Origin of the sequence: Parvibaculum sp., assembly GCF_035511255.1 — a bacterium.
Lineage (GTDB): Bacteria > Pseudomonadota > Alphaproteobacteria > Parvibaculales > Parvibaculaceae > Parvibaculum.
The window spans coordinates 1-13,388 of the sequence record NZ_DATKFR010000143.1 but is presented as its reverse complement, the minus strand read 5'-3'; the positions used below and the strand labels follow the sequence as shown (position 1 = coordinate 13,388).

Genomic DNA, 13,388 nt, shown 5'->3' with positions numbered 1-13,388 from the left:
TTCAGATAGGCCAGCCAGGCCGCCATGACCAGATAGTCGGCGGCGAGGTCGAGCTCCATCCGGTGGGCGCGGTTGATGAAGTCGAGATATTGCTCGGCAAGCTTCAGGATCGAGATGCGGGTGAGATCGACCTTCTGGTTGCGCGCGAGCGTAAGCAGGACGTCGAGAGGCCCCTCGAAGCCATCCAGATCGACGATCAGCATTTCGGTCGGATCGAGATCGGCGGCCGCAATCGGGCGGCCTTCCTCGAAGACCTCGCCGGGCGCAACGCTGCCTTCCCCGCTGTCGCCAGCCGGGTGCGCGGATAGCGCCGCGGCCGGTGTCCCGGCCTCCGCCTCGTTCTGTGTGGGCGCCTCGCTCATGCCCGCCTATGTCGTTGATCTCAAAGGTCCCGCGTCAGCCCCGCCATACAACTGACATGGACCGTCCGCGTCTTATACCGCGCGCTCCCCTGCCACGGTACCCCGTTTCTAGGCTTATCCCCAGCCATGAGAACGATCATCAGGCGGTGCCGCCGAGAAGTTCAGCAAGGCGTGCAACGCCCGCCGCTTCGTCGAAAGCGTCCGGCGTGCCGATCCGGGCCAGGGCCGAATCGGAACGCGCGAGGGCCTTGCCGGCGAGGGCCGGCACCTCAGCGGCCACTGCCTTCATTTCGTCCATCTTGCCATTGCAATGGAGGACGATGTCGCATCCCGCCGCGAGGCTCGCCCGCGTCCGCTCTCCGAGCGTACCGGCCAGCGCCTGCATCGAGAGGTCGTCCGACATCAGAAAGCCGTCGAAGCCGATTTCCTGCCGGATCACGCGCGAGATGACCTTGGCCGAGGTCGTCGCCGGCGCGTTCGCGTCGAGCGCCGAATAGACGACATGGGCGGTCATGGCGAGCGGCATGTCGGCAAGCGCCTTGAAGGGCGCGAAATCGGTTTCCGCCAGAGCCGCATGGCCTGTATCGACGATGGGCAGGCTCAGATGGCTGTCGACGCCGGCGCGGCCATGCCCCGGAATGTGCTTGATGACCGGCAGCACGCCGCCCGCCAGCAGCCCCTCCGCCGCCGCCCGGCCGAGGGCGATGACGGGATCGGGCGTCAACCCATAGGCACGGTCGCCGATGACGTCGTGGGCACCGGGTACGGGCACGTCGAGCACCGGCAGGCAATCCACATTGATGCCGAGCGCGTGAAGCTCCGCCGCGATCAATCTCGCCCCGAGACGGGCGGCCTCGAGCCCCTGCTCCTTCGACCGCGCATAGACCTCGCCATAGCGCCGTCCCGTCGGATAGGCCCGCCAATGTGGCGGCCTCAGCCGCGCGACCCGTCCCCCCTCCTGGTCGATCAGGACGGGCGCGTCGTGGCCGGCCGCCTCGCGCAGTTCGGCGACAAGGCGGCGAAGCTGATCCGGCGTCTCGATATTGCGGGCGAAGACGATGAAGCCCCAAGGGCGGCTCTCGGCGAAGAACCGCTTTTCGCTCTCGTCGAGCGACAGTCCCGCACATCCATAGATCGCCGCGCTCGGCGCCATCAGCGGGGCTTCACGAGGCAGGCTTGACCCTGCGCCTTCAGGCTGGCGCAAAGGTCCGAGGCCTTGGCCTTGTCCATATAGCCGCCACGCAGGCGATAATAGATACCTTTGGCTCCCAGATCGGCCCTCTGGATGTCAGCCGAGAGCCCGGCCAGCGCTGTATATTTCTTCTGCAGCTTTCTGAACTCGGCGCGCGCCGAGGCCTCGTCGCGAAAGGCAGCGAGTTGGACGACGTAACCACCGGCCGTCGAGGCCGCAGAGGGGGCCGCTTCGACGGGCGCGGCCGGCGCAGACTCGATGCCCGGCTGATTTCCCATGGAAGTCGGCGGCAGAGCCTGTTGGCTCACATCGCCCGACGGCGCGGGCGAAATCGAGGGCCCGACGGGGGCCGAAGGCGTCGGGGAAGACGGTGCCGCCGGCTGAGCCGGTGCTGGCTTCACAGCCATCGGTTCTTCCGGGCTCGGCAGCAGGTGTTCGGCGCCCGAACTCTTGTCGCCCGAAATACGGTCGTAGACGGTCTTGTCCTGATGCGGAATCTCAATGCCGCCCGGATTGGTTGGGGCAACCTTGGTGGGGCTGTCGTCGGCGCGGATAACGGGCGGGTTGCCCTGCGCGCCTTGCTTCAGCCCCTGCTTGTAAGCGAAGAAGACCACGCCCGCGAAAACCACGATGAGCGCGACGATTGCCAGCATGACCAGCGGGCGACGACGGCCTTCGTCGTCCTCGTCCGTGGCGTCGTAGGTGTAGTAGTCGTCATCTTCTTCGGGCTCGTATTCGTACCCACGTCCCCGGTCACTGTCCGACATCAGCGCATCTCCTCAGCCGGCTCCACCCCTAGAATCCCCAATCCGGCGGCGATCACATAGGCCGCCGCGCGAATCATCGCGAGTCTCGCAAGGGTAGCATCCCTGTCCTCGGGGAGGATAAAGCGCAAGCCTGGTTCGTCCTTGCCCTTGTTCCAGAGGCCATGGAAAGCCGAGGCGAGGTCGTAGAGGGCAAAAGCGATGCGGTGCGGCTCATGCGCCGCCGCCGCCTGCTCGATCTGGCGCGGGAAGGCCGCCATCAACCTGACGAGGCCCATTTCGGCTTCGTCGGTCAGCGGCGTCAGCCCGGCCGCCGCCAGGCCTTCGTCCGAGATGTCGAAGCCGGCTTCCTTCGCGTTTCGCAGAACCGAATGGATGCGGGCGTGAGCGTATTGCACATAGAAGACCGGGTTGTCGCGGGACTGCTCCATCACCTTGGCGAAGTCGAAGTCGAGCGGCGCGTCGTTCTTGCGGGTCAGCATCATGAAACGCACGACGTCCTTGCCGACCTCGTCGACGACGTCGCGCAAGGTTACGAAGTCCCCCGCGCGCTTCGACATGCGGACCGGTTCGCCGTTGCGGAAGAGGCGCACGAGCTGGCAGACCTTGACGTCGATCTCGGCCTTGCCGTCTGTGATGGCCGCCACCGCTGCCTTCACGCGCTTGATATAGCCCGCATGATCGGCGCCCCATACGTCGATCATCGTCGTGTAGCCGCGATTGAACTTGTCGAAGTGATAGGCGATGTCCGGCGCAAAATAAGTCCAGGAACCGTCGGACTTCTTCAGCGCCCGGTCCGTGTCGTCGCCGAACTGGGTCGAGCGGAAGAGCGTCTGCGGCCTCGGCTCCCAATCGTCGGGGAGCTCGCCCTTCGGCGGCTCCAGCACGCCCGTATAGATGAGGCCCTTCTCCTCCAGCAGTTTCAGCGTCGCCTCGATGGCGCCGGAGGCATGGAGCGTGCGCTCCGAAAAGAAGACCTCATGCTCGATGCCGAGCACCGCGAGATCGCCGCGGATGAACTCCATCATTGCATCGATTGCGGCGTTACGGACGATGGGCAACCATTCCGTCTCGCCCATCTTCGCAAGTTCGTTCCCATGTGCGGCCGCCAGCATGGCGCCGACGGGCTTGAGATAATCGCCGGGATAAAGACCTTCCGGAATCGTAATCGTCTCGCCGAGCGCCTCGCGATAGCGCAGGAAGGCGCTGCGCGCGAGCACCTCGATCTGTCCGCCGGCATCGTTGATGTAATATTCGCGGCAAACCGTGTGGCCGACCTTTTCGAGGAGGTTCGCCAGCGCGTCGCCGAAAACGGCCCCGCGCACATGACCGACATGCATCGGTCCCGTCGGATTGGCCGAGACATATTCGACGTTGACCGGCTTGCCCGCCCCGAGGTCGCTCGCGCCGAAGGCGGCGCCACTCCGCAGGATTGCAGGAACGGCGGCGCGCCAGATGTCTTCCTTCAGGCGCAGATTGATGAAGCCCGGCCCGGCGATGGCGACTTCCGTCACCGTCTCCTCGCCCGCCAGTTTCGCGGCCAGCTTTTCGGCGAGTTGGCGCGGCTGGATGCCGGCGGGCTTCGCCAGCACCATGGCAGCGTTGGTCGAAAGATCCCCATGTGACGGATCGCGAGGCGGCTCGACGGCAATGCGTGCGGTATCGAGCCCCGGGGGAATCGCTCCCTCGCTCGCCAGGGCATCGATCCCCGCCTTCACCCGCTCTTCAAAGTGCCGAAAAATGTTCATTGTATCCGTCGCTTAACCCCGATTTGGGCGCGCACTCTAACCGTTGCCCCGAAGGCTTTCCAGCCCACCCGCCTTATAAGGGCGAGTCCGTAGCGACAAATTGCACCTTTCAAGGACCCGCGCGACATGTTTGTCTGAGGTCATGCAAAGCGCTGGGGCATATCTCGGGAGCAATCTCCTCCACACCGTCCGGAACCGGACGGCGGGACTTCTCGCGCTTCTTGCCATCTTCCTTCATGTCGTGGTGCCGACGGCCTACGACCTGTCCGCGTCTTCCACGCAGGGCCTCATCAAGACCGTCATCTGCTCGGGCGGGATGGCCAAGGAAGTCTATCTCGACGAGAACGGCAAGCCCGTTCCGACGAAGGCCGGCGACCACGAGGGCTGCAAGACCTCCTGCCTGCATCATTGCGCGGCCCTCTTCGTCTCGACGATCGGTTTCGTCAAGCCGAGTTGGGCGATCCTGCTCGGTACGCTGGTCGCCTCGTCGTCCGCCGATGCCCAGTTCGCCGGCGCCTCGCATCCCCGCGGGCCCCCGGCCTGATCTCCAAAGACAGTCACCCATAGAGATCACCTGACGTCCGCGCGGGCAGCGCCGGACGTCAATCGCGTACCGGGGATTCAAAACTCATGCATGCCTTCTTCTCGCGCGGGCTGGCCACAGCCGCCGCGCTTATCTGCACATCCGCCCTTGCCGAAGACGCCTCCGCACCTGCGGCGACGAAAGCGCCGGTGAAAGAGCCCCTGACGATGGACCGGATTGTTGTGACCGCCAAAAAGACCGGCACGCTGACCGCGCCGGGAATCGACGAGGCGATACAGCAATTGTCCCGTGTGCCGGGCGCCGTCACGGTCGTCGATCCGGACAGCTTCAAGGACAAATACACCGCCAATCTCGAAGATGCCTTCGCGTTCACGCCGGGCGTCTTCGCCACCAAACGCTACGGGCAGGAAGTCCGCCTCTCGATTCGCGGCGCCGGGCTCAGCCGCAGCTATCACCTGCGCAGCATCGAACTCCTGTCCAATGGCGTTCCGCTCAACCTGGCCGATGGCAGCGGCGATTTTCAGGAGGTCGATCCCGCGACCGTCCAGCACATCGAGGTCTATCGCGGCGGTGACGGCCTTCAGTACGGCGCGGCCTCGCTCGGCGGCGCGATCAACATCGTCTCCCCGACCGCCTATACAGCACAGGCCGAGAATTTGCTGCGCATCGAAGGTGGCAGCTTCGGCACGGTGCGCGGACATGGCGAGGTCGCGCGCATCCTCGGCGATACCGACTTCTTCGCCTCCCTCACGGGTCTTACCTCGGAAGGCTGGCGCGATCACAGCAAGGAAAAGACCGCGCGCATCTCGGCCAATGTCGGCCACAAGTTCAATACCGATGTGGAGACGCGTTTCTACCTGAACGCCAACTCCGTCGACCAGGAACTGCCGGGCACGCTGACCTATTCCAAGGCGCAGAGCGATCCGGAATCGGCTTCCGCTTCAGCCCTGAGCGGCAACCAGCAGCGCAACACGCGCACCCTGCGTTTCGCCAACAAGACGAGTTTCGCGCTCGACGGCGATGCGAAGCTCGATATCGGCGCCTATGCGGGTTATTACCATCTCTTCCATCCGATCTATCAGGTGCTCGATCAGGGCGCGACCAATCTCGGTGCCTTCACGCGTTACACCGATGAAGGCGAACTCTTCGGACACCGGGACGTCGTCACGGTCGGCGCGCGCTACGGCCGCACGGCGCTCACCGGTAACAATTACCAGAACGTGAAGGGAAGCCGCGGCGCGCTGCTTCAGGAAAGCACGCAGATATCGACCACGGCTGTTCTTTACGCAGAGAACGCTTTCTACGTCGTACCGGACATCGCCGTCGTCACGGGCGTTCAGGGGTTGAATGCGGTCCGGCGCTACACGACCGACGTGGTCTCGTCCGGCGCACACAAGAAAGACGATGCGGATTTCACTTCGGCGAGCCCGAAGCTCGGACTTCTATGGGATGTAACGCCGACGACGCAGGCCTTCGCCAATGTGACGCGGAGCTACGAGCCGCCGATCATGAGCGACCTGACTCAGTCGCTCGGCGCCGGCACACAGTTCACGCCGATGGATCCGCAGCGCGGGCTCACCTACGAAGCGGGAACGCGCGGGAGCGAAGGTCCCGTGACCTGGGACATCACCGCCTATCGCGCCGAGATACGCGATGAACTCGTCAACTTCACCACGAGCCCGAGCATTCCGGCGGCGACCTTCAACGCCCGCAAGACGTTGCATCAGGGCGTCGAGGCGAGCCTCGCGCTCGACATTGGCGCGCTCGCCCTCGAAAAGCTCTTGCCGCAAGACGACAGGCTCACCCTTGAGCAGGTCTATACCTGGAGCGATTTCTCGTTCGAGGACGACGCCGTCTATGGCGATAACAAGCTTGCGGGCACGGTCCCCCACGTCTATGCGGCGGCCTTGCGTTACCGCTCGCATCGCGGTTGGGACATCGCACCGAAAATCGACTGGGTGCCGGATGGCGGTTACGTCGATTACGCGAACACCTTCAAGGCGCCGGGCTATGTGACTTTCGGCATCGAGGGCGGCGTCGACGTGACGGAAGGACTGCGGATTTTCGCCGACGCGCGCAATCTCGCGGATCGCCGCTACATCTCGAACTACACGACGGTCACGACCTACGCGCCGTCGCAGGAAGACTTCTATCCGGGCGAGGGCCGCAGCGTCTTCGTCGGTCTTACAGCTTCATTCTGAGGACACATCCCATGAAACGCTTTCTCCTTGCGGGCGTCGCAATTCTCGCCCTCACCGTTCCTGCCTCGGCTCATGTCACGCTCGAAACGGGCATGGCGAGCTGGGGCTCCTACTACAAGGCTGTCTTCCGCGTGCCGCATGGTTGCGACGGCAGCGCCACCACGGGAGTCTCGGTCGAGATTCCAGAAGGCGTCATTTCCGTGAAGCCAATGCCGAAACCCGGCTGGAAGCTCGCCACGGTCACAGGCAAATATGCGAAAACCTACACGTCGCATGGCAAGCCGGTGAGCGACGGCGTCAAGCGCGTCGAGTGGTCGAGCGGTTCGCTGCCCGATGATGAGTTCGACGAGTTTGTCTTTCTGGCGAAGCTCCCCGACGACAAGGAGATCATGCGCCTCTTCTTCCCGGTGACCCAGACATGCGGGAAGGTCTCGGTGAGCTGGAACCAGATCGCGAAGCCGGGCGAGGATCCGCACAAACTCGCAAATCCGGCCCCCGCGCTCGACCTGATGGGCGCGCATGACGGCATGGGCCATATGGACCATTGAAGTGCTCGCCGCCGCGGAACGAAGGGCGACGCGAAGCGTATGGATTTCGAGGAGGCTTCCTTGAAAGACATTGCCTGCGCGCTCTTCGTCCGCGACGGTCGCTTGCTTCTCGCCAAACGAGGCCCGCAGCGGAGCAAATATCCCGATCGCTGGGATCTTCCGGGCGGCCATGCCGAGGCGCGTGACACGCTGGAAGGAGCCCTCGCGCGCGAACTCGGCGAGGAGCTGGGCGTGAAACCGCGCGCGGCGTCCGAAATTGCGCAGCTGCCGGAGCCACACCCCGACGTCTACGGCGCTGCAACCTATCACATCTTTCTCGTCACCGAATGGGAGGGTGAACCGGAGGCTCACGACGACGAGCATTCCGCGCTACGCTGGTTCGAGCCCGAAGAAGCCGCGAGCCTGGACGATCTGTCCTTGCCCGCTTTGAAAAACATATTTCTGAACCTGCCTCAGGCGCGTGGATCGTCGAGGTCGAACAGGCGCTGATGTTCCTCGATCGCGAATTTGTCCGTCATGCCGGCAATGTAGTCGCAGACGCGGCGCGCCGTCTTCATGCCTTTGCCCCCATCGCACCCTTGCTGCCATTCGGGCGGCAGAAGCTCCGGCTCGCCATGCAGCAACCCGAAGAGATCGGTCACGATGCGCTTGGCCTTGCTCATCGAGCGGTTGACGCGATAGTGGCGGTACATGCGCGTGAAGAGGAATTCCTTCAGCGTTGCGTTGTAATCGTTCATCTCGCGCGAGAAGGAAACCAGCGGATGGCCGAGCGCACGGACATCGGCCGCCGATTGCGGCTTTGCCGCCGCGATGCGCGACTTCGTTTCGGCGATGACGTCGCCGATCATGCTGCCGATCAGACGGCGCACGGATTCGTGGATGACGCGTGTGGTTTCGAGGCCCGGATATTTGTCGATGACGGCGCGGAAAATGTCGCCGACATGCGGCAGCGCCATCAGATCGTCGACAGTGAAAAGGCCGGCGCGGAGACCATCGTCGATATCGTGATTGTCATAGGCGATGTCGTCGGAAAGCGCGGCGATCTGCGCCTCCGGTCCGGCATAAGTCGCAAGTTCAAGGTCCTGCGTCTCGGCATATTCGGCGAGGGCGCGCGGTAGGTCGTCCATCGAGCGGTTCGGGGTCAGCAGCGGACCGTTGTGTTTGACGAGTCCCTCAAGCGTTTCCCATGACAGGTTCAGCCCGTCGAATTCGGCATATCGCCGTTCGAGCTTCGTCACGATCCTGAGAGTCTGGGCGTTGTGATCGAAGCCGCCAAAGCCCGTCATGCAAGCGTCGAGCGCGACCTCGCCCGCATGGCCGAAGGGCGTGTGGCCGAGATCATGGGCAAGCGCCAGCGTCTCGGCGAGGTCTTCGTCGAGGCCGAGCACACGGCTGATCGAGCGCGCGATCTGGGCGACCTCCAGCGAGTGGCTGAGGCGCGTCCGGTAATTGTCGCCTTCGTGATAGACGAAGACCTGGGTCTTGTACTTGAGCCGCCGGAAGGCGCCGGAATGGATGATGCGGTCCCGATCGCGCTGAAAGGCCGTGCGGGTGGCACTTTCGGGCTCTGGATGGAGCCGACCCCGGCTCGCTTCGGCCAGGGTCGCGTAGGGGGCGGTCGCGGCGGGATTTGAGAGCAAGGCGGCACCGGAGCTGAAGGCGGGGTTTGAAATCTTACCCCGCGACGACTACATCTCGATCAGGCTATACTTAGTATCGTTCCAGAGTGAAAGCCCCTCCCTTTGCGGGGCCGGAGTATAGAGATCATGAGCGACACGCTGACCGAAACGAGACCCGGCGACGGCAAGGCGATTTCGCTGAGCGACCGGGCCGCGCGCAGGGTCGCCGAAATTATTGCCGGCGAAGGTGCAGGCACGATGTTGCGCGTTTCGGTCTCGGGCGGCGGGTGCTCGGGATTTCAATACGGTTTCACGCTCGACGACCATCGAAACGACGACGATCTCGCGATCGAAAAGGCCGGCGCGACGGTGCTGATCGATTCAGTTTCGGTGATGTATCTCGAAGGGTCCGAGATCGACTTCGTGGACGATCTCATCGGCTCGGCCTTCAAGATCCGCAATCCAAATGCGACGGCGTCCTGCGGCTGCGGAACGTCTTTCTCGATCTGAACCGAATGCGCGGCGTCAGTTGGCCGCGAGTTGCGCCAGCAGGGGTTCGATCTTCACATAGGTATAGAAGAGATAACCGCCGATGGATGCGACCGGCGACAAAATGAGCATCGCCATCGTCCCCTTGCCTCGAATCACGACGCCGAGAATCGACGCGAACAGACAGATCGCGGGCACCCAGACGCCGAGCGCCGCGACGGTCCAGTAGACTTCGATATCCTGGCGAAGTGCCACAGGCGGCAAGGTCGAGACAGCTACCATGCCATGCACGAGCATCATGAAAGCCGCCAGAATACCGATAATGCTGAGGAGGCAGCGTTCGGTCAGATGCCCCGGCACATGACGAGCGCGGCTCGATTGATGGGCCTTGGATCTTGCCGGCACTACGACGCGCGTAACCATTTTGCCATTCCCTCCCCCGAGCCAATAGACTGGCTGGGTTATGCTGAGGCTTCGCCGTGATGTCGTCAATTCCCTTTTGCGGTTCCGGTTAATATCGTCTCGGTCGTCAATAGTTTGCTGCAGGTGCGAACAAATCACTGTTCGTTCGTCGCAGGTCGAGTGTACCAGCCCGATCGGGGATCTGAGACCCATGCTGAAAATCGCGTCTTTCAACGTCAATTCGCTCAAGGCAAGGCTTGGCAACGTCAAGGACTGGCTGAAGGACGCCGATCCCGATGTGGTCTGCCTGCAGGAGACGAAATGTACGGACGACACCTTTCCGCGCGGCGAGCTCGAGGACCTCGGCTACAACCTCGCGATCCACGGCCAGAAAACCTATAACGGCGTCGCCATTCTCTCGAAGCATCCGATCGAGGATGCGGCGCCCGGCCTGCCCGAGGGCGACGGCGACGATCACGCGCGTTATCTCGAAGCCGTGATTTCGGTGAACGGCGCCGCGGTTCGCGTCGCGTCGATCTATCTGCCCAACGGCAATCCGGTCGATACCGAGAAGTTCGCCTACAAGCTCGCCTGGATGGACCGGCTGGCGCGCCATGCGAAGAACCTCCTCAAATACGAGGAGCCTTTCGTGCTGGCCGGCGACTACAACGTCATTCCCATGCCCGAGGACGTCTACGATCCGGCAGCATGGGAAGGCGATGCGCTCTACAGGCCCGAGTCGCGTGCCCGCTTCCGCACGTTGCTCAATCTCGGCCTGACGGACGCCTTCCGGGCCTGCCACACAGAGCCCCATCGCTATACGTTCTGGGACTATCAAGCGGGCCGCTGGCAAAAGGATCAGGGGATTCGCATCGACCACCTGCTGCTTTCTCCGCAAGCGGCCGACAGGCTCGTCGCCTGCGATATCGACAAGGATATCCGTGATCGCGAGAAGCCGTCCGACCATGTGCCGATCTGGGCGGAGTTCGATTTCTGACGGAGGTCCGGGTGCCCCAGTTTCCTCTCACCGGCGGATGTCTCTGCAGCGCGGTGCGCTATGAAGCGACAGGCGGCTATGACGGCTGCGCGCATTGCCATTGCAGGATGTGTCAGCAGGCCTCGGGCGCTCCGGTCGTGCCGTGGTTCACCATCAAGGGCGATCACTTCCATATCGTGAAGGGCGCGCTGAAATTCCGCAAATCGTCGGAACATGCCGAGCGCGGTTTCTGCGGCGACTGCGGGACGCAGATCGTGTTCCGGTATTTCAAGGACGGCCGACAGAGTGTCGACGTCACGGCAGCAAGCCTCGACGATCCAGATGCGGTCGAACCTACCTTCCAGATCTATGTCGGTTCGCGCATCGGATGGATGCACGGCTTCGATAATGGCCTGCCTGTCGGCAAGGGCACCTTCGAAGACTGAAGCTATCCCGCGTAGGCAGGCCCGAGCGGCATGACGCGGACGCCCTTGCGCAGATGCCTGTAGGGAAGCTTTGCGAGGTCGGCGATGTTCGGGCCGGGACTTGCGACGACGAGCACCTCGCGCGCCAACGGACCGAAATCGGCGCGGAAATGCACCGAGCTCTTGACCACGAGGATGCCGAGTTTCGCGGGCTCGATGCCGGTGTGCTTCAGCATTTCCTGATCCGCGCATTGCGCCTTGCGCGAGGCGACGACGATCTCGACGCCGCCCTTGCGCAGCCGTGCCGTCGTTCCGAGCGACATGCGCGAGCCGCCATAAAAAGGTCCGGTTGCGAGAAATTCGCCATCGGTGACGCGGACGACGTCGAACTCCTCCTCAACGGGTTCTTCATTGGCTCCGCCGGTTTTCGCGCCGAGCTTCAGGCGAACTCGCGCGCCCTCGCCCGCTGCTGCGGCCTGCTTCGCGGATTCGGGATCGAACAGAACGCCGAGTGCCGAGCGTTGCGCGTCCTGCGCGATCAACTCCCGCAAGATGCCGATCGTGTCGCCATTGCCGCCGGCGCCTGGATTGTCCTGCGTATCGGCGAGAACGATAGGCCCGCTCGCTCCGGCATTGGCAATGCCGTACGCAACCGCGTCATGCGCCGACCAGAGCTTCTCGCGGAAACGGCTCTCGGCGTCGTTCACCTCGCGCGCGACGCGGTTGGCGGCTTCGGCGGCTGCCGCTTCCGTATCCGCATAGGCGATCACGGTCGGACTGCAATCTTTGATGTCGGCCGGCGCAAAACCGCCGGCGAAGGAAACCGTGCTGACGCGGCCATTTCCAAGCACCGCGCCTTCGAGTGCCGCAACGTCGCGGTAGATGCCCGCGGAAGGTTCGACCAGTGTGCATTGCGCGGTGAGCGGGATCAGAAAATCTATCTTGCGCATCGCTTTGGCCTGACGCGGCAGGCCGGCGAAGATCGCGTCGAGATGCGCCGCCGCGCGGGCTCCCGTTTCGGCCATGTCCACATGCGGATAAGTGCGATAGGCAATCAACGCATCCGAATACGCGACCATGTCCGCCGTCACATTGGCGTGGAGATCGAGACTTACGACGACGGGAACCTTCGGCCCGACCGCAGCGCGGATGCGCTTCAGCAATTCGCCCTCGCCGTCCTCCAGATGCTCCGTCACCATCGCGCCGTGAAGATCGAGATAGACGGCGTCGATCTCGCCCGCATAACCAAGCGCGTCGAGCAACATCTCGACGATGCGCTCATAAGCCTCTTCTGTCACATGTGCCGACGGCGTGGCGGAACACCAGACGAGCGGCAGCAGTTCATGTTCCTTCGCCTCCGCGGCGTCGATGAAACCGGCGATCGGCACATTCATGCCCTTGAAGGCGGTGAGAAGCTTCGGCCCTTTCTGCAAAGCCGGCCAGGAATCCGCCTGCTCGAAGGCCGCATAGGGCGCCTTCGAAGGTGCGAATGTATTCGTCTCGTGCTGAAATCCGCCGACCGCTATGCGCATGATTTGAAGTCTCTTGTGTGCCTGACGCGGAGTTTAAAGCATCGCAGCATGCCGAGTCGAAAAAAGGGAGGACGACATGATCAAGATCACCTTTTGCCTCACCCGCAAACCCGGCATGAGTCGCGCCGATTTCCAGGACTACTGGTTCAACAGCCACGCGCCGCTGGTCGCAACGCATCGCGCGGCGCTGCGCATCAAACGTTACGTCCAGCTTCACACCGGCGATTTCGCGATGACGGATGCAGTCCGCATTGCCCGCGCGGGTAGCCTGGAGGCCGCGCCCGCGATCTATGACGGTGTCGCGCAACTCTGGTGGGAGAGTCTTGACGATCTCATGACCGACACCCCCGAAGCCCGGGAAGCAGGTCGTGCGCTCCTGGAGGATGAGGCGAAGTTCATCGACTTCGCGAAATCCCCGCTCTGGTTCGGCGAGGAGAAAGTGATTTTCGGCTAAGCCTCGTCCTCAGCTTCCCTCGTGCTTGGCGACCCAGTCGTCGGCGATCTTCTTCGCCTCGTCCTTCTCGCCTGTCCGCATGCGGCCGGAATACTTGTCCATTGCCGCGTTCACCGTCTTTGCGTCGGCCGG

At 63.3% G+C, this 13,388-nt stretch carries 15 protein-coding genes; 8 read left to right on the top strand and 7 right to left on the bottom strand.

Going from position 1 to position 13,388, the window contains the following annotated elements; genetic code table 11:
- From VMR03_RS05060 to argS, 4 genes are all read right to left on the bottom strand, one after another.
- The coding region (locus tag VMR03_RS05060; protein ID WP_325402897.1) for a segregation and condensation protein A at nt 1-362 on the bottom strand (362 nt) is incomplete at its 3' end.
- Between the two features lie 139 nt (nt 363-501).
- A complete protein-coding gene (gene nagZ, locus VMR03_RS05055) occupies nt 502-1,515 on the bottom strand; it encodes a beta-N-acetylhexosaminidase (RefSeq protein WP_325402895.1) in 1,014 nt (337 codons plus the stop codon).
- A complete protein-coding gene (locus tag VMR03_RS05050; protein WP_325402893.1) occupies nt 1,515-2,321 on the bottom strand; it encodes an SPOR domain-containing protein in 807 nt (268 codons plus the stop codon). Before VMR03_RS05050 ends, nagZ begins: the two co-directional genes overlap by 1 nt.
- Nucleotides 2,321-4,066 (bottom strand): arginine--tRNA ligase, encoded by a 1,746-nt coding sequence (gene argS, locus VMR03_RS05045; RefSeq protein WP_325402891.1) that lies wholly within the window; start codon nt 4,064-4,066, stop codon nt 2,321-2,323. The genes VMR03_RS05050 and argS overlap by 1 nt, the downstream gene beginning before the upstream one ends.
- A 142-nt stretch (nt 4,067-4,208) precedes the next feature.
- Between argS and VMR03_RS05040 the strand changes: the two genes are divergently transcribed.
- The 4 genes from VMR03_RS05040 to VMR03_RS05025 all read left to right on the top strand — a co-directional run bounded on the left by VMR03_RS05040 (nt 4,209) and on the right by VMR03_RS05025 (nt 7,848).
- Nucleotides 4,209-4,610 carry a DUF2946 family protein gene (locus tag VMR03_RS05040; protein WP_325402890.1) on the top strand — a complete coding sequence of 134 codons (402 nt, stop codon included), beginning with the start codon at nt 4,209-4,211 and terminating at the stop codon, nt 4,608-4,610.
- 86 nt (nt 4,611-4,696) lie between these two features.
- Nucleotides 4,697-6,811, top strand: a complete 2,115-nt coding sequence (locus VMR03_RS05035; RefSeq protein ID WP_325402888.1) for a TonB-dependent receptor family protein — start codon at nt 4,697-4,699, stop codon at nt 6,809-6,811.
- Nucleotides 6,812-6,822: 11 nt separating this feature from the next.
- Nucleotides 6,823-7,359, top strand: coding sequence for a YcnI family protein (locus VMR03_RS05030; protein WP_325402886.1), 537 nt, complete (start codon nt 6,823-6,825; stop codon nt 7,357-7,359).
- A 60-nt stretch (nt 7,360-7,419) separates the two neighbouring features.
- On the top strand, nt 7,420-7,848 hold the full coding sequence (locus VMR03_RS05025; RefSeq protein ID WP_325402884.1) for an NUDIX domain-containing protein: 429 nt from the start codon (nt 7,420-7,422) through the stop codon (nt 7,846-7,848).
- On the opposite strand, the gene VMR03_RS05020 is transcribed toward VMR03_RS05025, so the two are convergent.
- Nucleotides 7,812-8,999, bottom strand: a complete 1,188-nt coding sequence (locus tag VMR03_RS05020; protein WP_325402882.1) for a deoxyguanosinetriphosphate triphosphohydrolase — start codon at nt 8,997-8,999, stop codon at nt 7,812-7,814. The two genes, VMR03_RS05025 and VMR03_RS05020, sit on opposite strands and share 37 nt — an antisense overlap.
- A gap of 126 nt (nt 9,000-9,125) precedes the next feature.
- Between VMR03_RS05020 and erpA the strand changes: the two genes are divergently transcribed.
- On the top strand, nt 9,126-9,488 hold the full coding sequence (erpA, locus tag VMR03_RS05015; RefSeq protein ID WP_325402880.1) for an iron-sulfur cluster insertion protein ErpA: 363 nt from the start codon (nt 9,126-9,128) through the stop codon (nt 9,486-9,488).
- 15 nt (nt 9,489-9,503) lie between these two features.
- On the opposite strand, the gene VMR03_RS05010 is transcribed toward erpA, so the two are convergent.
- Nucleotides 9,504-9,890, bottom strand: a complete 387-nt coding sequence (locus VMR03_RS05010; protein WP_325402879.1) for a hypothetical protein — start codon at nt 9,888-9,890, stop codon at nt 9,504-9,506.
- Nucleotides 9,891-10,083: 193 nt separating this feature from the next.
- Here VMR03_RS05010 and xth point away from each other — a divergent pair, with 193 nt between their 5' ends.
- Both xth and VMR03_RS05000 read left to right on the top strand, forming a co-directional pair.
- Nucleotides 10,084-10,866 carry an exodeoxyribonuclease III gene (xth, locus tag VMR03_RS05005; RefSeq protein ID WP_325402901.1) on the top strand — a complete coding sequence of 261 codons (783 nt, stop codon included), beginning with the start codon at nt 10,084-10,086 and terminating at the stop codon, nt 10,864-10,866.
- A gap of 11 nt (nt 10,867-10,877) precedes the next feature.
- A complete protein-coding gene (locus VMR03_RS05000) occupies nt 10,878-11,291 on the top strand; it encodes a GFA family protein (RefSeq protein WP_325402877.1) in 414 nt (137 codons plus the stop codon).
- A gap of 2 nt (nt 11,292-11,293) precedes the next feature.
- Here VMR03_RS05000 and VMR03_RS04995 read toward each other — a convergent pair whose 3' ends face one another.
- On the bottom strand, nt 11,294-12,805 hold the full coding sequence (locus VMR03_RS04995) for a M81 family metallopeptidase (protein ID WP_325402899.1): 1,512 nt from the start codon (nt 12,803-12,805) through the stop codon (nt 11,294-11,296).
- A 73-nt stretch (nt 12,806-12,878) separates the two neighbouring features.
- Here VMR03_RS04995 and VMR03_RS04990 point away from each other — a divergent pair, with 73 nt between their 5' ends.
- Nucleotides 12,879-13,256 (top strand): EthD domain-containing protein, encoded by a 378-nt coding sequence (locus tag VMR03_RS04990; RefSeq protein WP_325402875.1) that lies wholly within the window; start codon nt 12,879-12,881, stop codon nt 13,254-13,256.
- Nucleotides 13,257-13,388: the final 132 nt, after the last annotated feature.

Bases quoted from the DNA above. Each gene is read 5' to 3' on its own strand.
- VMR03_RS04990 (WP_325402875.1), top strand. From the start codon at position 12,879: ATGATCAAGATCACCTTTTGCCTCACCCGCAAACCCGGCATGAGTCGC.
- nagZ (WP_325402895.1), bottom strand. From the start codon at position 1,515: ATGGCGCCGAGCGCGGCGATCTATGGATGTGCGGGACTGTCGCTCGAC.
- erpA (WP_325402880.1), top strand. From the start codon at position 9,126: ATGAGCGACACGCTGACCGAAACGAGACCCGGCGACGGCAAGGCGATT.
- VMR03_RS05010 (WP_325402879.1), bottom strand. From the start codon at position 9,890: ATGGTTACGCGCGTCGTAGTGCCGGCAAGATCCAAGGCCCATCAATCG.
- VMR03_RS05030 (WP_325402886.1), top strand. From the start codon at position 6,823: ATGAAACGCTTTCTCCTTGCGGGCGTCGCAATTCTCGCCCTCACCGTT.
- VMR03_RS05035 (WP_325402888.1), top strand. From the start codon at position 4,697: ATGCATGCCTTCTTCTCGCGCGGGCTGGCCACAGCCGCCGCGCTTATC.
- VMR03_RS05040 (WP_325402890.1), top strand. From the start codon at position 4,209: ATGCAAAGCGCTGGGGCATATCTCGGGAGCAATCTCCTCCACACCGTC.
- argS (WP_325402891.1), bottom strand. From the start codon at position 4,066: ATGAACATTTTTCGGCACTTTGAAGAGCGGGTGAAGGCGGGGATCGAT.
- VMR03_RS05050 (WP_325402893.1), bottom strand. From the start codon at position 2,321: ATGTCGGACAGTGACCGGGGACGTGGGTACGAATACGAGCCCGAAGAA.